Source organism: Okibacterium fritillariae (assembly GCF_052783725.1).
In genome coordinates this window covers 2379783-2398005 of sequence record NZ_CP199917.1, presented here as the reverse complement: position 1 = coordinate 2398005, position 18223 = coordinate 2379783, and the positions used below count along the sequence as shown (strand labels likewise).

Below are 18223 nucleotides of genomic sequence, written 5' to 3'. Positions count from 1 at the left end.
CACGAGGGGTGCCCGGTTGCGACTCCGCTCTCACGATGTCGCTGCGGCTCGGGGAGCCTGCTCTCGGTTGCCCTCATCGCCTGCGGGGCCATGACCGCTATCGGCCTGACCGCGTCGACCGCAGCCGCGCTGGCCCGACAGAACTTGAACCATGCCGCCGACGCGTCGGCGCTCGCCGCCTCAGACACACGAAACGGATTCTCGGACGGGGAGCCCTGTGCCCGAGCGGGCAGCGTCGCCGCGGCATACGACGCTCGGGTCACCCAGTGCCGACCCTGCGGCGACGACATGTGCGTCGAGGTGAGCGACACGTTCCTCGGCCTCGCGTTCTCGGCGCGCGCCCGCGCGAGCGGGGCGATCGCGTGAGCGACACGCCCCTCGTCGACCCGCGCCTACGAGAAGTTCGTGGTGAGGAACCGATAGGCGACAGCGCTCGGCAGGGCGGAGCCCGCCGACTCGAACTCCTGGCCGGCGGAGCGCGCATAGATATAGGTCTTGCCGCCCGGCGCAGGAATCTCGACCGTGGGCTTCGGTTGCCCGTCATCGAGGAAACCCGTGGCGACCGTGCGGCCCTCGAGGGGGCCGTCGGTGAGCTTGGCAGTGTACGTCGTCTTCGTCGTGTCACTCATACCTCTTATTGTCCTCACAACCGAAACGGGCACAAGGGGCCACGGCCATCCGCGGCGGAATCACGCGGCAGCCGATTAGGTGGAGGCCCAGTGGGTGTGTGTATGGTGTGGCTGACGAGAGGAGTCTGGTGACAGGCACAAAGAAGCTGGTCATCGTAGAGTCGCCCACCAAGATGAAGTCGATTGCCGGCTATCTGGGCGACGGATACGAGGTCCTGAGTTCGGTGGGGCACATTCGTGACCTGGCCGAGCCGAAGAACCTGCCCGCCGACCTCAAAAAGGGTGGCCTCGGCAAGTTCGCCGTCGACGTCGACAACGGGTTCGAACCGTACTACGTCGTCTCCGACAGCAAGAAGAAAACTGTCGCCGAACTCAAACGAGCCCTGAAAGACGCCGACGAGCTCCTGCTCGCCACCGATGAAGACCGCGAAGGCGAAGCCATCGCATGGCACCTGCTGCAGGTCCTCAAGCCCAAGGTGCCCGTCCGCCGCATGGTCTTCCACGAGATCACCAAAGACGCCATCCTCGCGGCCACCGACAACACCCGTGAACTCGACGTCGCCCTGGTCGACGCGCAGGAGACACGCCGCATCCTCGACCGCATCTACGGCTACGAGATCTCCCCGGTCCTCTGGCGCAAGGTCGGTCCGGCGCTGTCCGCCGGTCGTGTCCAGTCCGCCGCCACCCGTCTCGTCGTCGACCGCGAGCGCGAACGCCTCGCCTTCACCGCCGCCAGCTACTGGGACCTCACGGCCCACGTCGCCGCCGACGAAGCCACGCCGTTCGAAGCGCGTCTCGTGCGACTCGACGGCGAGCGCGTCGCCACCGGTCGCGACTACGACGACACCGGTGCCCTGAAGAGCAAGGCCGTGCCGCTCGACGAAGCCACCGCCACGAGCCTGGCCGCCGCGCTCTCCGCGCCCGGCACACCCGTTCGCGTCAGCAAGGTCGAGTCGAAGCCCTACTCGCGTCGACCGGCGGCGCCCTTCACCACGTCGACCCTGCAGCAGGAGGCCGCGCGCAAGCTGCGGTTCTCGGCCCGTCAGACGATGAGCGTCGCTCAGTCGCTGTACGAAAACGGTTACATCACCTATATGCGAACCGACTCGGCGTCCCTGTCGAGCCAGGCCATCAATGCGGCCCGTGCGCAGGCGACGAGCCTCTACGGCGCCGAGACCATTCCCGACAAGCCGCGTCAATACGCCGGCAAGTCCAAGAACGCTCAAGAGGCACACGAGGCCATCCGCCCCTCGGGTGACACCTTCCGCACGCCGTCCTCACTCGCGTCGACGCTGCACGGCAACGACTTCAAGCTCTACGACCTGATCTGGAAGCGCACCGTCGCCAGCCAGATGGCCGATGCCAAGGGGCAGACCGCAACGGTCACCATCGAGGCGACCGCCGACAAGGTCGCCGAGTTCACGGCATCCGGCACCGTCATCACGTTCCGTGGGTTCCTCAACGCCTACGAAGAGGGCCAGGACGAAGACCGCAACGCCGACGCCAGCGCCAAGGAAGCGAAGCTCCCGCCGCTGACCGAAGGCCAGCAGGTCGCACTGCGCGACGTCGAGGCGAAGGGCCACGAGACCAGCCCGCCGCCCCGCTACACCGAAGCAAGCCTCGTCAAGCAGCTCGAAGAGCTCGGCATCGGCCGCCCGTCGACATACGCGCAAACCATCGCCACCATCATGGACCGCGGATATGTGACGCAGCGGGGGCAGGCACTCATCCCCAGCTGGATCGCGTTCAGCGTCGTGCGTTTGCTCGAGCAGCACTTCGGCGACCTGGTGCAGTACGACTTCACCGCCGCGATGGAAGAAGATCTCGACCGCATCGCCAACGGCAGCCAAGACCGCACGGCCTGGCTGCAGAACTTCTACTACGGGGGCGACGACCACACCGGTCTCCGTCAGGTCATCGACAACCTCGGAGAAATCGACGCGCGCGACATCAACTCTCTGCGCATCGACGACGACATCACCCTGCGTATCGGCAAATACGGCCCTTACCTCGAGGTTCCCGACCCCGACAACGCCGAGGGCACGCCGCGCCGCGTCAACATCCCCGAAGAACTCGCGCCCGACGAGCTCACACCGTCCAAGGCGCGCGAGCTGATCGACGCGCCCGTCATCGGAGACCGCGTTTTGGGCGTCAACCCCGAGAACGGCAAGCAGATCGTGGCGAAGGACGGCCGCTTCGGCCCCTATGTCACCGAGGTCGACCCCGAGCCCGCAGAAGTCGCAGCGCCCGAAGCGGATGCCACCACCGTCGACCCGGCAACCGGCGAAGTGCTCGAGGGTGCCAAGAAGCCCGCCAAGAAGAAGGCGCCGGCCAAGAAGGCCGCCGAGAAGCCGCGCACCGCGTCTCTGTTCAAGTCGATGTCGCCCGACACCATCGACTTCGATACCGCCATGCAGCTGCTCAACCTGCCGCGAGTCGTGGGCAACGACCCCGAGAGCGGGGAAGAGATCACGGCCCAGAACGGCCGCTACGGCCCCTACCTGAAGAAGGGCGCCGACACCCGTTCGCTCACGAGCGAGGACGAGATCTTCACGATCGACATCCCCGGAGCCGTCGAACTCTACGCCCAGCCCAAGTACGGTGCGAAGCGCGCGTCGAGCGCCCTGAAAGAGTTCGAGGCCGACCCCGAGAGCGGTAAGCCCATCAAGGTGAAGGACGGCCGATTCGGGCCCTACGTCACCGACGGCGTCACGAACGCGACCATCCCCAAGGCCGAATCGGTCGAAGAGATCACGTTCGACCGTGCCGTTCAGCTGCTGGCCGACAAACGCGCAAAGGGTCCGGCCGCACCGCGGGCGAAGAAGGCCCCGGCGAAGAAGGCTCCGGCCAAGAAGGCCCCGGTGAAAAAGACGGCCGCTGCGAAGACGACGACGGCGAAGGCGACCGCGGCCAAGACGACGGCCGCGAAGACGACGGCCGCGAAGACCACCGCCGCGAAGACCACCGCCGCGAAGGCGCCGGCCAAGAAGCCCGCCGCCAGGAAAACTGCCGCCACGAAAACGGCCGCCGACACGAAATGAGCGAGCGACCGCATCCCGGCCTCTTCGTCACCATCGAGGGAGGGGACGGCTCGGGTAAATCGACCCAAGCCGCCCTCCTCGAACAGTGGTTGACCGACGAGGGATACACCGTGGTTCGCACGCGCGAACCCGGCGGCACCGAGGTCGGACTGCTGCTGCGTGAAATCGTGCTCCACCATCGGGGGGACATCCCGCCGCGCGCCGAAGCGCTCCTGTATGCCGCCGATCGCGCGCAACACGTGGCCACGCTCGTCCGGCCCGCCTTGCAGCGCGGAGACATCGTCCTGCAAGACCGGTACATCGACTCCTCCGTCGCCTACCAGGGCGCAGGCCGCACCCTCGGCGGCGACGAGATCCGCGCCCTGTCCGACTGGGCAACCGACGGTCTCGCACCCGACATCACCCTTCTTCTCGACCTCGACGAAGAAACGGCCCGGGCGCGGATGGGGGCAACCGAACGGCGTTTCGACCGCCTCGAAGCCGAGAAACAAGACTTCCACCGCCGGGTGCGCGGGGCTTTCCTCGCGATCGCCGACAACGAACCCGACAGGGTCGCCGTGATCGACGCCGCCGAACCCGTCGAACTCGTCGCCGAGACGATCGCCGCACGCATCCGCCCGCTTCTGCCGTAAGGGACGTCGCTCCGAGCGCCCGTCCGCTGTCAGGGGCCGCCGGTAAGGTGGAACCGTGGGAGCTTGGGACGACATCATCGGGCAGACGGACGCCGTCGAGCTGCTGACCGACGCCAGCCGCAACCCGCAGGCCATGACGCACGCCTGGCTCATCACGGGGCCACCCGGGTCGGGCCGCTCCAACCTGGCCTACGCGTTCGCCAAAGCGCTCCTCAGCCGCGTGCCCGGCGGCGACGAGCACACCGACCAGCAGGTCGACGCACGCACACATCCTGATCTGACATCCCTGTCCACCAGCAAAGTCATCATCTCGATCGACGAGGTGCGACACCTCGTCACCGGCGCCTCCTATGCGCCCTCCGTCGGCCGCTACCGTGTGCTCGTCGTCGAAGACGCCGATCGGATGGCCGAGCGCACCTCCAACGTGCTCCTCAAAGCGCTCGAAGAGCCGCCCGAGCGCACCGTGTGGATCCTGTGCGCACCGAGCGAAGCCGACCTCATTCCCACCATCCGCTCACGCGTGCGCAGCGTGCGGCTGCGCGTGCCCGACGTCACCGAAGTGGCCGCGCTCCTGCAGCGCCGAGACGGCGTCGACGCCGAGACGGCCGAGCGCGCCGCCCGGCACGCCCAGAACCACATCGGCATGGCGCACCGTCTGGCCACCGACGAGACGGCGAGACAGCGGCGCGACGAGACGCTGCGCGTGGCGCTCACGGTGCGCACCGTTTCAGACGCCGTCGTGGGCGCCGCCACCCTGCTCGAACTCGCCGGCTCCGACGCGAGCGCCTACACCGAGCAGCGCGACGCCGAAGAACGCGAAAACGCCCTACGCTCGCTGGGCATCGAACCCGGCAAACCCGTTCCGCCCGCGCTGCGCGCCCAGATCCGCGGTCTCGAAGAAGAACAGAAGCGCCGGGCCACCCGCAGCCTGCGCGACGGCATCGATCGCATCCTCGTCGACCTGCAATCGGTCTACCGCGACATCGCGCTGCTGCAATTCGGCATCGACGACACCATCATCAACCGCGAGCTGCTGCCGCACCTGCGACAATCAGCAGAATCATCGAGCCAGGCCAGCACCATGGCCACGCTCGACGCCATCGCCACCGCCCGCCACCGCATAGAGGGGAACGTCGCGCCCGCTCTGGCTCTCGAAGCCATGCTCGTCGCGGCACAACGCTGACATGAACAACGACGATATGGGCAACGCCGACCAGAACGCTCCGGGTGCCGACCACAACGCTCCGGGCGCCGGAAACGATGCTCCGGGAGCGCGCCACACCTCGCACGGCTCGACCCCGTGGGAACTCAGGTCTGCTGACACGGCCATCGAGGGCCGCCGCCCGCGCCGGTCTCTGCGCCGCCGCGCGGCCAGCGTCGTGGCCACCGTCACCGTCGCCGCACTCGCCCTGAGCGGCTGTGTCACGGCCTTTCTCCCGAGCGACCATAACGGGGGCGGCAGCAGCACCTCCACGCCCGTAGCCGAAGACGTGGCCGCCGACCTCACACCCTTCTACAGCCAAACCCTCACCTGGAAGAGCTGCGAAGGCGGCGATCTCGAGTGCACCACCTTCGACACCCCCGAGAACTGGGATGACCCCTCGGCCGGTTCCGTCGAGATCGCCGCCGTGCGCTCCCGAGCCACCGGCTCCGACCGCGTCGGCTCTCTGCTCGTCAACCCGGGCGGACCCGGCGGCTCCGGCTACGACTTCGTCGCCGACAGCCTCGACTTCGCCACCGACCAGAAGCTGCAGGCATCCTTCGACATCGTCGGCTTCGACCCCCGCGGCGTCGGCCGATCGACACCCGTCACCTGCTTCGACCCGAAAGCGCTCGACGCCTACCTCTACGACATCCCGGCCAACGCGCGCGGAACAGAGGCGTGGCAGCAGGAGAGCGCCCAGAGCGCCACCGACTTCGGTCAGGCCTGCGCCGACAACACGGGCGAGTTCCTGCACTACGTGAACACCGTGCAGTCGGCCCACGATATGGACCTGCTGCGCGCGCTCGTCGGCGACAGCAAGCTCTACTACCTCGGCTACTCCTACGGCACGTTCCTCGGCGCCACCTACGCCGAGCTCTTCCCCGACAAAGTCGGCCGCCTCGTGCTCGACGGCGCCATCGACCCCTCGGTCAGCAACTTCGAGGTCACCAAGACGCAGTCGATCGGCTTCGAGAACGCCCTCAAGGCCTACCTCGAGAGCTGCCTCGCCGGCTCCGACTGCCCCTTCACCGGGTCGGTCGACCAAGCCATGACGCAGATCCGTGCGCTGCTCGAATCCGTCGACAAGACGCCCATCCGCAACTCGGACGGGCGCATGCTCGGCTCGGGCACCCTCGTCACCGCCATCATCTACCCGCTCTACTCGCAGTCCAGCTGGAGCTACCTCACCCAGATGTTCGACGACGTCATGAAGGGCTCCGCCAGCGTCGCCTTCACGCTCGCCGACGGCTACAACGGGCGCAACCCCGACGGCACCTACGCCGACAACTCCACCGAGTCGTTCACGGCCTACAACTGCCTCGACTACACCTACGACGCCGACCCCGCCGTCATGGCCGAGCAGGCCGCCGAAATCGAGAAGGCCGCGCCCGTCATCGGCAGCTACATGACCTACGGCGACATCGGATGCGCCAACTGGCCCTACACCGACGGCGCAGAGCGGGTCGCCATCAACGCCCCCGGCGCCCCGCCCATCATGGTCGTCGGCACCACCAACGACCCGGCCACGCCCTACGAATGGGCCGTCTCGCTCGCCGACCAGCTCGAGAGTGGATTCCTCCTCACCTATCAGGGCGAGGGGCACACCGGCTACAACAAGGGCTCCGACTGTGTGGACAAGGCCGTCGACGACTACCTGGTCAACGGCACCGCGCTGAGCTCCGATCCGAAATGCACCTGATCACCAAATAAATGACACGCCGATGGCCGCGGTGGGGCTGTGCCCGATTCACACTCGGGCCCAGAAACCGCTAAGATCATTCCTTGTGTTGCCGTACACGCGAAAGCGAACGGCAAACACGCCGCCCTAGCTCAGTCGGCAGAGCGATTCACTCGTAATGAATAGGTCAGGGGTTCGATTCCCCTGGGCGGCTCCACTTCTTCATCCCCTCGTGCGGTCCACGAACACGCACTAAGCTTGCGCCGTGACTAAAGACGGCACGCTCCGCTGGGGCATCCTCGGACCAGGCGGCATCGCACACGCGTTCACCGCAGACCTCATCCAGAACGGCCTCATCGTGCAGGCCGTCGGCTCGCGCCAGCTCATCAAAGCGCAAGAATTCGCCGACGAATTCGACATCGCCAACGCGCACGGCAGCTACGAAGACCTCGTGGCCGACCCCGACGTCGACGTCATCTACATCGCCACGCCGCATCCCTTCCACGCCGAGAACGCCCTGCTCGCGCTGAACGCCGGCAAGCACGTCCTCGTCGAAAAACCCTTCACCCTCAACCAGGCCGAAGCGGAACGCGTCGTCGCGCGCGCCACCGAGCTCGGCCTCGTCGTGCTCGAAGCCATGTGGACCCGCTTCCTGCCGCACATGGTGCGCCTGCGCGAGATCCTCGCCGAAGGCCTCCTCGGCGACCTGGTGGGCGTCGTCGCCGACCACACGCAGTCACTGCCGCAGAACCCCGAGCACCGCATCAACAACCTCGAGCTGGGTGGCGGCGCGCTCCTCGACCTCGGCATCTACCCGATCTCCTTCACGGTCGACGTGCTCGGCCTCCCCGACACCATCCAGGCATCGGCGGCCTTCGCCGAGACGGGCGCCGACTCCACCGTCGCCACCGTGTTCGGATACGACGGCGGCCGCACCGCCACGAGCTTCAGCACCAGCACGGCCAAGGGCACGAACGTCGCGTCGGTGCTCGGCACGCGCGGGCGCATCGACCTCGACGCCGTGTGGTACTCGCCGACCACGTTCCGCCGCTACGACGCCGACGGCGAGCTGCAGGAGACCTACACGTCGACCGTCGTCGGCCGCGGCATGCACTATCAGGCGCTCGAGCTCGAGCGACTCGTCGCCGAGGAGCACCTGACGGGCGACATCCTGCCGACCAGCGAATCCATCGCGATCATGGGTGTTCTCGACGAGATCAGACGCCAGATCGGGCTCGTCTACCCGGGCGAGCGCGACACCGCGGTCTGACGCCAGGGGGTCGCCGCCCCGAACTCCGCACAGATTCCACAATCGATGGGGCGAAACCGCGAACCCCGGTTTAGGATCTTCGGGTGCGCGAAACCTCTGACGACACCACCGAACCTTCTTCGGAACCGTCGACGAACCCGCGCGGCATCGGAGCCTTCTTCGCCCGCCACCGCACCGCCTGGCTGATCACGGCCGCCGCGGCCGGCTTCGCGCTCATCGGCTCGGGGGCCGTGGCCGTCGGCGCGGCAACGTCGCCCGTCGTCACGTCGAGCGCGCAAACGGCAGAAGTGCAAGAAGTCGCGCCCTCGACATCCGCGAGCCCCGCGCCCACCCCGACCGCCACCACGCCGCCGCCGCGCCCCGTGCCCGCCGACGCCGTGCCGGCGTCGAAACTGCGCACCTGCTCCGTGCAGGGCCTCACGACCGACCCCCGTTTCGGCAACATGCAGGCGCAGGCCCTCAACGCCGACACGGGGGAGGTGCTCTTCGACCGCGACGCCGGCACGCCCAACCGCACCGCCAGCGTCTTGAAGCTGCTGACCACGTCGGCCGCCCTCGCCGCCCTCGGCCCCGACTACCGCGCCACCACGCGTGTCGTGCAGGGCTCCGAGCCGGGCACCATCGTGCTGGTGGGCGGTGGAGACGTGACGCTCACGCGTCTGCCCACGGGTCAGGAATCCATCTACAAGGGGGCGGCGCACCTCGACGACCTCGCCGCGCGCGCCAAAGCCGCCTACGAAGCATCCAACCCGGGTGTGCCCATCACGAAGATCGTGCTCGACGCGAGCTACTTCGGCGGCGACGGCTGGCAGCCCAGCTGGGAGACGTCGGAGCGCTGGAACGGCTGGATGTCGATCATCACGGCCCTGCAGGTCGACGGTGACCGCGACAACCCCGTGTTGCAGGATTCGCCGCGCAGCACCGACCCGGTTGCACGCGCGGGAACGGCCTTCGCCAGCTACTTCGGCGGCGTTCCCACGGTCGTCGGCACGGCTCCGGTCGGCGCGGCCGAACTGGCCCAGGTGCAGTCGCAGCCGGTTTCGGTGCTGGTGAAGCAGACGCTCGTGCCCTCGGACAACTCGGTCGCCGAGATGCTCGGCCGCCTCACGGCCATCAAGCTCGGCGCCGGCAACACGTTCGACGCCATCCGCCAGGCCACGCCCCAGGCGCTGCAGGCCTACGGCATCGACGTGTCGGGCATCGTGACGGTCGACGGTTCCGGGCTCAGCGACAACAACGCCGTGCCGCCCACGTACCTCACGCAGCTCATGTTGAAGATCAACAAGCGCGAGGGCAACCTCGGCAACATCTACGACGGCCTGCCGGTGGCGGGTCGATCGGGCACCCTGTCGTTCAGCGACCGCTTCAACGGCGGCAACACCGTCGCGCGCGGTCACATCTTTGCCAAGACCGGTTCGATCAAGACCGGCTACACCCTCTCGGGCATCGTCAAGGCCAAGGATGGCAGCACCCTCGTGTTCGCGATCTTCGCCCTCGGCAAGGTCTCGGCAACCGCTCGCCAGGCCATCGACACGCTCGCGACCGGCTTCTACAATTGTGGAAACAATCTCTCGAACAACTGAAGCGGGGTAGTGAGCGGATGTCGCGGGCACTCTTCATTGTCGACGTGCAGAACGATTTCACCGAGGGTGGCGCTCTGGGCGTCGACGGCGGCATCCAGGTGGCGGGTGCCATCACCGAGTACCTCGCGGATCACGCCGACGACTATGCGCTCATCGTGGCCTCGCGTGACTGGCACGACGCCGACAACGACAATGGCGGCCACTTCGCGGTCGACACCGACCCGAACTTCGTGGACACGTGGCCCGAGCACTGCGTCGCCGGCACGCCCGGGGCTGACTATCATCCGGCTTTCGTCACCGACGAGGTGGACGTGCACGTGCATAAGGGGCAGGGCGAGCCCGCTTATTCGGCCTACGAGGGAGTCGCCGAGAATGGCAGCGCCGTGCCCGCGCTCGTGGAGGAGCGAGGCATCACCGATATCGACGTGGTGGGCATCGCGACCGACCACTGCGTGCGCGCGACCGTGCTCGACGCGCTGGCGCATGGCCGGCGCGTGCGGGTCTTCGAGGACCTCGTCGCGGGCGTGGCACCCGAGAGCACCGTCGCCGCGCTCGAAGAGATGAAGGCCGCGGGGGCTGAAATCATGGGGCGCCCCACGATCGACCTCGTCGAAGCGTCGCTCACGACCGAACCCCGGTGACGCCACCGGCTCGCTGACGGCGGGCCCTCGACGCCGACTGAGCTGCGCCGACGCCAGGGTCGCCTCGACCAGCTAGCCCGCTAGCCAGCCAGCCCGTTATTCGCCCTCGTGCCGCTCGAGGAACGCGTACACCTCGGCGTCGTCGACACCCGGGAACGTGCCGCTCGGCAGCGGCGACAACACGTGCGCGTGCAGCCGCGCACTCGGCCATGCCTGATCGGCCCAGCGCTCGGCCTGCTCGGGCCGCGGGGTCTTGCAGCACGACGGGTCGGGGCACGTCGACACGGCGCGCGCCGTCGTCTCGCGCCCGCGGAACCACTTCGCCTGCGCGAACGGCACGCCCACCGAGATGCTGAACTCCCCGTCGCTCGTCGTGCCCGTCTGAGTGGCGCACCAGAACGTGCCGGCGGGCGTATCGGTGTACTGGTACAGCTCGGTGGTGCGGTTCGTGCGGTCGAACGCGGCGCGGGCGCTCCACCGCCGGCACAGAATCTGGCCCTCCACGGCGCCGGTGACATCGGTGGGCAGGGGCAACCCGTCGTTCTCATAGGCCTTCGCGATCGCGCCATCCTCGTCGACCCGCAAGAAGTGCAGGGGCATATCGAGCGTGGATGTCGCCAGGTTCGTCATGCGCAACGCCGCCGCCTCATGCGTCACACCGAAGGCGTCGCGAAAGTCCTCGACCGCGAGGTTGCGATCCTTCTTCGCCTTCGCGAGGAACTCGACGGCGGCCGTGCGCGGCATGAGGCAGGCGGCCGAGAAGTAGTTGATCTCGAGACGCTGCTGCAGGAACTCGGCATAGCTGGCGGGGCGTTCGTGGTCGAGCAGCCGGTGCGCCATGGCCTGCAACGCCATGGCCCGCAGGCCGTGCCCGCCGGGGATGGAGGCAGGTGGCAGATAGATGCGTCCGTTCGCCAGGTCGGTGACACTGCGGGTGGAATGCGGAAGATCGTTCACGTAGATCAATTGGAAGCCGAGGCGTTCGGCCATGATGCTGACCGTGCGGTGCGTGACGGCGCCGACGCTGTGCCCGGCCGCCTTGATCTGTTTCTCGGCGAGGGCGTCGATATCGGGCAGATAGTTGTTGCGGGCACGCATCCACGCCCGCAGCTCGGTGTTCGCACGCCGGGCCTCCTCGGGGGTGGCGATGGCGTCCGAGGCGCGGCGCTGCAGCTCGCGGTGCAGGCCCACGAGCGCCGTGAGCGCATCATCCGCCATGCCCTTGGTCGGTTTCACGCGGGGGAGCGCCAAGCTGCTGTAGAGGGCGCTGCGTTGCGCACGGTCGAGCTCGATCTCGAGGGCGGCGCGCGGGCTCGGGGGTGCGCTGTCGAGCAGCGTGGCGAGGCTGACGTCGAGGGCCTGGGCGAGCTCGCCGAGCTGAGACAACCTCGGCTCGCGCTTGCCGTTCTCGATGAGGGAGAGCTGGCTGCCCGCGAGGCCGACTCGCGTTCCGAGGTCGTCGAGGGTGAGGCCTCGCTCGAGGCGGTGATGGCGGATGCGGTGGCCCAGAGTCACCGGATCGGTAGCGTCGCTGCTCATTTCTTCACGATAGCGAAAGAACGGCGATTCTTAACACCTTGGGTTAGCGAAAGTCTGCCGATTGCTGCATCAGGCTGGAGTCACGGATCACCGACGACCGGCCTGACGCCGAGAAGGAGACGCGACCATGACGATCGCTCCCGACCGAAAAGAACGTGCCACCATCGAGCGCGCGGACGCCGGCCTTCGCTCCGCCGGACATCGCTCCACAGCCGCTGCTCCCGCCACCGCCACCGCTGCCGCCACCGCTCCCGCCTCGGCCCCCGTTGCTCGCGCCACTCGGGCCGAGCGGACAACCCCGGCCGCCGACAACCCCTACGAGGGCCGCGGGCTGGCCGGGTTGCGCGCCTGGGTGGCCGAGGTCGCCGCGCTGACGACGCCCGACAGCATCCACTGGTGCACGGGTTCGACGGCCGAGAATTACGAGCTGACGCGGCAGGCCGTGGCCGACGGTTCCCTGTTGCAGCTCAACCCCGAGTGGCGCCCCAACAGCTACCTGGCGCGTTCGGCGGCCTCCGATGTCGCCCGCGTCGAGGCGCGCACGTTCATCTGCTCGGCCGACGAGGCGGATGCCGGCCCCACCAACAATTGGCGCGAGCCATCCGCCCTGCGCGCCGAGCTCGAGGGCGTTCTGGCGGGCAGCATGCGCGGCCGCACCCTCTACGTCGTCCCGTTCTCGCTCGGCCCCGTCGGCGGCCCGCTCTCGCTCATCGGCGTGCAGCTGACCGACTCGCCCTACGCCGTGCTCTCGATGGGCATCATGACGCGTACCGGCGATCGCGTGCTCGACCAGATCGCCGCGGGAACCCCCTGGGTGCGCACGCTGCACTCCCTCGGCGCGCCGCTCGAGGAGGGCCAGTCCGATGTCGCCTGGCCCTGCAACGACGACAAGTACATCGCGCATTTCCCCGACACCCGCGAGGTCATCTCCTACGGGTCGGGCTACGGCGGCAACGCGCTGCTGGCCAAGAAGTGTGTGGCCCTGCGCATCGCGTCGGTCATCGGGCGCGACGAGGGATGGCTGGCCGAGCACATGCTCCTCATCCGCATCACGTCGCCCGAGGGCAATCGCTACCACGTGGCCGCGGCGTTCCCGTCGGCGTGCGGCAAGACGAACCTGGCCATGCTGCGCTCGTCGCGCCCCGGATGGCGGGTCGAGACGCTCGGCGACGACATCACGTGGATGAAGCCGGGCGCCGACGGCCGATTGTGGGCGATCAACCCCGAGGCGGGTTTCTTCGGCGTTGCGCCGGGCACGGGCGAGGCGACGAACCGCACGGCCGTCGAGACGCTGTGGGGCAACACGATCTTCACGAACGTGGCCCTGCGCGACGACGGCGACGTCTGGTGGGAGGGTCTCACCGAGACGCCGCCCGCGCACCTCGTCGACTGGCGGGGCGAGCACTGGACGCCCGACGCGGGTCGACCGGCCGCGCATCCGAATTCGCGGTTCACGGTGTCGGCGTCGCAATGCCCGACGCTCGCCGAGGGATGGGATGAGCCCGTCGCCCTCGACGCGATCGTGTTCGGCGGGCGGCGCGCCACCAACGTGCCGCTCGTCACCGAGGCGAGCGACTGGGCGAACGGTGTGTTCTTCGGCGCCACGATCTCGTCGGAGAAGACCGCGGCGGCCGAGGGCACGGTGGGCGAGTTGCGCCGTGACCCGTTCGCCATGCTGCCGTTCTGCGGCTACAACATGGCCGACTACTGGGCACACTGGCTGCGCGTCGGCCGCACGCTGTCGCCCGCGGGCACGCCCAAGATCTTCCAGGTCAACTGGTTCCGCAAGGGTGAGGATGGCTCGTTCCTCTGGCCCGGCTTCGGCGAGAACATGCGCGTGCTCGAGTGGATGGTGCGCCGCATCGAACGCTCTGTGCCCGCCGCCCAGTCGCCCCTCGGCCTCGTGCCGGCGCCCGGCGACCTGAACGTCGACGGCCTCGATGTCGCACCGGATGCCCTCGCCGAACTGTTCGCGGTCGATCGAGAGTCCTGGCTGGCCGAGGCTCAGCTGACCGAGGACTTCTTCGACACGTTCGGCACCCGGGTTCCCGCGGCCCTGCGCGCGGAGCTAGCCGCCCTGCGCTACCGCCTCCGTCAGGCGGAGTAGCGCCCCACAGACGACGAAGCCGGACTGCGGCCCGCTGGGGGCCTGGGCAGTCCGGCTTCGTTTTGTGTGCGGGGGGCATGACGCGGCATCGAGCCCCGCCGAGCAGTGCCGAGCAGCGCAGAGCAGAGCAGTGCCGAGCAGCGCAGTGCCGAGCAGTGCCGCTACACGAGCAACTGGTGCTTGGCGAGGTCGCGGTAGAGCGGCGTGGTCTGCACGAGCTCGGAGTGTGTGCCCACGCCGACGACCTTGCCCTGGTCGATGACGACGATCTGGTCGCTGTCGACGACGGTGGAGAGGCGGTGCGCGATGACGATCATGGTGCGGTCTTCGGCCACCGCGTCGATGGCTTCGCGCATCTTCTGCTCGTTCGCGCCGTCGAGGGACGACGTGGACTCGTCGAGCAGCAGGATCGGGGGAGCGGACAGCAGCGCGCGGGCGATGGCGAGCCGCTGGCGTTCGCCGCCCGACAGCATGATGCCGTCTTCGCCGACGAGGGCGCTGAGCCCGGCCGGGTCGCGATCGAGCACGTCGCCCAGGTTCACCGAGCGCAGCACGTGCACGCACGCTTCGTCGGTGGCGTTGGGCGAGGCCAGCAGCAGGTTGTCGCGCAGTGTTCCAGCGAGCACGGGTGCGTCTTGCTCGACGTAGCCCAGCTGGCCGCGCAGCGCCGTGCGCTCGAGGGTGCGGATATCGACGCCGCCCATGCGCACGCTGCCCGACTCGGGGTCGTAGAAGCGCTCGATGAGTCCGAGGATGGTGGACTTGCCGGCGCCGGACGGACCGACGAGGGCGGTGCGCTTGCCACGAGGGACCTCGAAGCTGATGCCCCGCAGGATGGGGTCGCCCGCAACGCGCTTGGTGACGGTGGTGGAGATCGCCGCAGCATCTTCGGCCCGTGCATCGGCGATCTGGGTTTCTGCGTCGGCGAGCTGGGCCTCGACGGCGGCGAGTTCGGCAGCGCGCGTCTCGTCACGGGCGACCGTGTCGACGCCGCCGATGGCGTCGGCGACGACCGCCGAGGTGGGCTCGCCCGTTGCGGGGACGAGGGCCGAGTCATCCGCACCCGGCGGGATGGCCGCGGGGGAGTAGCGGAACGTGACGTCGACGAACTCGACGGCGGGTGCGTCGTGGTTCCACGAGCCCGGGTCGGCGACGGTGCGCGCGATGGCCTCGTCGTTGGCGTTCTCGAGGGGCAGGTCGATGATCTCCTGGATGCGGCCGAGCGCGCCGAGAGCCTGGTTGGTGGCGCTAATGGCGCCGAAGGCCTGGCCGAGCGGCATGATCATCATGAACAGGAACAGGATGAACGCGACCAGGTTGGCCACCGTGATGGCGCCTGAGGCGACGCGGAAACCGCCGACGCCCAGCACCACGAGGAACGACACCTGCATGGCGACGCCGGCGACGGGCACGACGAGGGCAGAGATCTTGGCCACGTCGATGCCCATGTCGAAGGCACCCTTGGCGTCCTTCTCGACGCTGGCGATCTCGCGCTCGGTGGCATTGGAGGCGCGCACCGTGCGCACCGAGCTGATGGCGCGCTCGACGGCGGCGGCGAGGTCGCCGACCTTGGCCTGGGCGCGCGCGCTGGCCTGGCGGATGCGGCCCGAGAGCACGGTGACGACGACGACCGACACGGCGATGACCAGCACGGTGAGGCCCAGCAGGACGGGGTCGATGATGAGCATGGCGATGAGCGCGCCGACGAACGTGAGTGAACCGCCGATGGCCTCGACGAGACCCTGCGTGAGCACGGCGCGCAGCAGCGTGGTGTCGCTGCCGACGCGGGAGACGAGGTCGCCGGTGCGGCGCGTGTCGAACTCGGAGATGGGCAGGTGCAGCATGCGCGCCACGAGACGGCGGCGGCTCGAGAGCACGACGCCCTCACCCGTGCGCTGCAGCAGGTAGTGCTGGTAGCCCGAGATGATCGACGACACGACGACGAGCGCGATGAGCCCCCACACGAGTCCGCCGAGCCCGCCGCCTTCGCCCACGACCGAGATGACCTGCGACACGAGCAGCGGCTGTGCCAGGGATGCGGCCGCGCCGAGGATCGACAGGCCGATCACGAAGTAGAGCACCTTCTTGTGCTCGAACAGATAAGGGAGCAGCTGCCCGAAGGTGGCGCGCGGCCCCTCGGGCGTGCCGCCACGGCGCCCGAAGGGGCTGCGGCGGGCGGAGGACGTGCGCGGGGTCTCAGAGGATGACATCTGTTCTTTCATCTGTCGTGGTTCGTGATCGACCCCTCTAATCTACGTCTCTTTCCCGGGCAGAACGTCTGCTCGAAGACGCCTGTGAAGAACGAGGCGTGAATGCGTCTGTAAAGAGCGGGCAGACGACGAAAACGGGGGCGGATACCGGGCCGAAGCTCCGACATCCGCCCCCGTTCGGCCGCGCGAGGCGGTCAGGAGCTGTGCTGGCTAGGCGACGTCGTTCTCGTAGTCGACGTCCTTGGTCTCCTTGCTCAGGAAGAGCGCGATAAGCGTGAGCACGGCGGCGGCGCTCAGGTAGGTGCCGACGAGGAACACGCTGCCGTCGGCCAGCTGCCACAGGAAGACGGCGATGAACGGGGCGACGGCCGCACCGAGGATCGACGACACGTTGTAGCTGATCGCCGAGCCGGTGTAACGCACGTTGCCGGGGAACAGTTCGGGCAGCTGCGCACCCATCGGGCCGAAGGTGAGGCCCATGAGCGTGAAGCCGATGACGAGCAGCGCCATGACGCCCACGAAGCCGGCGCCGAACAGCGGCACCCAGAGCAGACCGAAGACGAGGATGCCGAGGGTCACGGTCATGAGCATCTTGCGGCGACCGAACTTCTCGGCCAGCGGCCCGGCGACGAGTGTGAAGATTCCGAAGAACACGACGCCGACGATGAGCATGATGAGGAAGTCGTTGCGGGCGTAGCCGAGCCCGGGCACGAACGTGTCGATCGCCTCGGCCGACATGGGCTTGCCCTTGGCCTCGGCGCCCGCCTGAGCGGCCTCGAGTGTGGAGGCGGTGGTGCCGAACGTCAGCGTGAACGTGGTCATCAGGTAGAACAGCACGTAGGTGGCCAACATGATGAACGTTCCGAGGATGAGCTGACGCCAGCTCGTCTTGAACACGCGGGCGAGCGGCAGCTTGGCCACTTCACCCTTCTCGACGACCTTCTGGAACGCGGGCGTCTCGACGAGCTTCAGACGCACGTAGAGGCCGACGATGACGAGTACGGCCGAGATCAGGAACGGGATGCGCCAGCCCCACGCCGCGAACGCCTCGGGGGAGAGGCCCACGCTCAACCACAGGAAGATGAGGTTGGCGATGATGAAGCCGATGGGGGCGCCCAGCTGCGGGAACGTTCCGTAGATGGCGCGCTTGTTCTTGGGGGCGTTCTCGGTGGCGAGGAGGGCTGCGCCGCTCCATTCGCCGCCAAGGCCGAGGCCCTGCGCGAAACGCATGATGACGAGGAGGGCCGGGGCCCAGAACTCCCAGCCGGCGACCTGGGCGGTGGGCAGGCATCCGATCAAGACGGTGGCGATGCCCATGGTCAGCAGGGAGGCGACGAGCGTGCCCTTGCGGCCGATGCGGTCACCGAAGTGGCCGAAGAGGATGGAGCCGATGGGGCGCGCGACGAAGGCGGCACCGAAGGCGGCGAACGACGAGAGCAGGGCGGTGGCCGGGTCTTGGTTCGGGAAGAAGAGCGCCGGGAAGACGAGCACGGCGGCCGTGGCGTAGACGTAGAAGTCGTAGAACTCGATCGACGTGCCGACGAGGCTCGCGATGACGACGCGCGAACGCGGATTGACGGGGGCCGGGGCGGCGGATGCGGATGACGAAACTGATGTGGACATTGACCTGTGCTTACCTGCGTAGCTGTGAAGGTTCGCGCGCGAGCGGCTGCGGAACCACGAAACACC

13 protein-coding genes and 1 tRNA gene are annotated in these 18223 nt (G+C 68.3%); 10 read left to right on the top strand and 4 right to left on the bottom strand.

Annotated elements, in window-relative coordinates; translation table 11 throughout:
* The first annotated feature begins 90 nt into the window (after positions 1 to 90).
* A complete protein-coding gene (locus tag ACUWEX_RS10995) occupies positions 91 to 366 on the top strand; it encodes a helicase (protein WP_445996255.1) in 276 nt (91 codons plus the stop codon).
* 26 nt (positions 367 to 392) lie between these two features.
* Here the strand turns inward: ACUWEX_RS10995 and ACUWEX_RS10990 are convergent, their stop codons facing one another.
* The gene (locus ACUWEX_RS10990; RefSeq protein WP_079728205.1) at positions 393 to 629 is read right to left on the bottom strand and encodes a hypothetical protein; all 237 of its coding nucleotides are present in this window, start codon (positions 627 to 629) and stop codon (positions 393 to 395) included.
* A gap of 128 nt (positions 630 to 757) precedes the next feature.
* Between ACUWEX_RS10990 and topA the strand changes: the two genes are divergently transcribed.
* From topA to ACUWEX_RS10950, 8 genes are all read left to right on the top strand, one after another.
* Entirely contained in the window at positions 758 to 3670 is a 2913-nt protein-coding gene (gene topA / locus ACUWEX_RS10985) for a type I DNA topoisomerase (RefSeq protein ID WP_445996254.1), read from the top strand.
* The gene (gene tmk, locus ACUWEX_RS10980) at positions 3667 to 4302 is read left to right on the top strand and encodes a dTMP kinase (protein ID WP_079728207.1); all 636 of its coding nucleotides are present in this window, start codon (positions 3667 to 3669) and stop codon (positions 4300 to 4302) included. Before topA ends, tmk begins: the two co-directional genes overlap by 4 nt.
* Before the next feature lie 55 nt (positions 4303 to 4357).
* Positions 4358 to 5485, top strand: a complete 1128-nt coding sequence (locus ACUWEX_RS10975) for a DNA polymerase III subunit delta' (protein ID WP_445996253.1) — start codon at positions 4358 to 4360, stop codon at positions 5483 to 5485.
* A 1-nt stretch (position 5486) separates the two neighbouring features.
* Positions 5487 to 7205, top strand: a complete 1719-nt coding sequence (locus ACUWEX_RS10970) for an alpha/beta hydrolase (protein ID WP_445996252.1) — start codon at positions 5487 to 5489, stop codon at positions 7203 to 7205.
* Positions 7206 to 7325: 120 nt separating this feature from the next.
* Positions 7326 to 7401: transfer RNA gene (locus ACUWEX_RS10965), tRNA-Thr, on the top strand.
* Positions 7402 to 7449: 48 nt separating this feature from the next.
* The gene (locus ACUWEX_RS10960) at positions 7450 to 8454 is read left to right on the top strand and encodes a Gfo/Idh/MocA family protein (RefSeq protein WP_445996251.1); all 1005 of its coding nucleotides are present in this window, start codon (positions 7450 to 7452) and stop codon (positions 8452 to 8454) included.
* A gap of 83 nt (positions 8455 to 8537) precedes the next feature.
* Entirely contained in the window at positions 8538 to 10037 is a 1500-nt protein-coding gene (gene dacB / locus ACUWEX_RS10955; protein ID WP_234991156.1) for a D-alanyl-D-alanine carboxypeptidase/D-alanyl-D-alanine endopeptidase, read from the top strand.
* Positions 10038 to 10054: 17 nt separating this feature from the next.
* Entirely contained in the window at positions 10055 to 10678 is a 624-nt protein-coding gene (locus ACUWEX_RS10950) for an isochorismatase family protein (RefSeq protein ID WP_079728210.1), read from the top strand.
* Between the two features lie 96 nt (positions 10679 to 10774).
* Here ACUWEX_RS10950 and ACUWEX_RS10945 read toward each other — a convergent pair whose 3' ends face one another.
* Positions 10775 to 12217 carry a helix-turn-helix domain-containing protein gene (locus ACUWEX_RS10945; protein ID WP_445996250.1) on the bottom strand — a complete coding sequence of 481 codons (1443 nt, stop codon included), beginning with the start codon at positions 12215 to 12217 and terminating at the stop codon, positions 10775 to 10777.
* A gap of 127 nt (positions 12218 to 12344) precedes the next feature.
* Between ACUWEX_RS10945 and ACUWEX_RS10940 the strand changes: the two genes are divergently transcribed.
* Positions 12345 to 14324 carry a phosphoenolpyruvate carboxykinase (GTP) gene (locus ACUWEX_RS10940; RefSeq protein WP_445996249.1) on the top strand — a complete coding sequence of 660 codons (1980 nt, stop codon included), beginning with the start codon at positions 12345 to 12347 and terminating at the stop codon, positions 14322 to 14324.
* Positions 14325 to 14485: 161 nt separating this feature from the next.
* On the opposite strand, the gene ACUWEX_RS10935 is transcribed toward ACUWEX_RS10940, so the two are convergent.
* Together ACUWEX_RS10935 and ACUWEX_RS10930 are read right to left on the bottom strand one after the other, a co-directional pair.
* Positions 14486 to 16534 (bottom strand): ABC transporter ATP-binding protein, encoded by a 2049-nt coding sequence (locus ACUWEX_RS10935; protein ID WP_445996248.1) that lies wholly within the window; start codon positions 16532 to 16534, stop codon positions 14486 to 14488.
* Positions 16535 to 16744: 210 nt separating this feature from the next.
* A complete protein-coding gene (locus ACUWEX_RS10930; protein ID WP_445996247.1) occupies positions 16745 to 18157 on the bottom strand; it encodes an MFS transporter in 1413 nt (470 codons plus the stop codon).
* Positions 18158 to 18223 lie beyond the last annotated feature (66 nt).

Bases quoted from the DNA above. Each gene is read 5' to 3' on its own strand.
- ACUWEX_RS10995 (WP_445996255.1), top strand. From the start codon at position 91: ATGACCGCTATCGGCCTGACCGCGTCGACCGCAGCCGCGCTGGCCCGA.
- ACUWEX_RS10990 (WP_079728205.1), bottom strand. From the start codon at position 629: ATGAGTGACACGACGAAGACGACGTACACTGCCAAGCTCACCGACGGC.
- tmk (WP_079728207.1), top strand. From the start codon at position 3,667: ATGAGCGAGCGACCGCATCCCGGCCTCTTCGTCACCATCGAGGGAGGG.
- ACUWEX_RS10970 (WP_445996252.1), top strand. From the start codon at position 5,487: ATGAACAACGACGATATGGGCAACGCCGACCAGAACGCTCCGGGTGCC.
- ACUWEX_RS10950 (WP_079728210.1), top strand. From the start codon at position 10,055: ATGTCGCGGGCACTCTTCATTGTCGACGTGCAGAACGATTTCACCGAG.
- ACUWEX_RS10945 (WP_445996250.1), bottom strand. From the start codon at position 12,217: ATGAGCAGCGACGCTACCGATCCGGTGACTCTGGGCCACCGCATCCGC.
- ACUWEX_RS10940 (WP_445996249.1), top strand. From the start codon at position 12,345: ATGACGATCGCTCCCGACCGAAAAGAACGTGCCACCATCGAGCGCGCG.
- ACUWEX_RS10935 (WP_445996248.1), bottom strand. From the start codon at position 16,534: ATGTCATCCTCTGAGACCCCGCGCACGTCCTCCGCCCGCCGCAGCCCC.
- ACUWEX_RS10930 (WP_445996247.1), bottom strand. From the start codon at position 18,157: ATGTCCACATCAGTTTCGTCATCCGCATCCGCCGCCCCGGCCCCCGTC.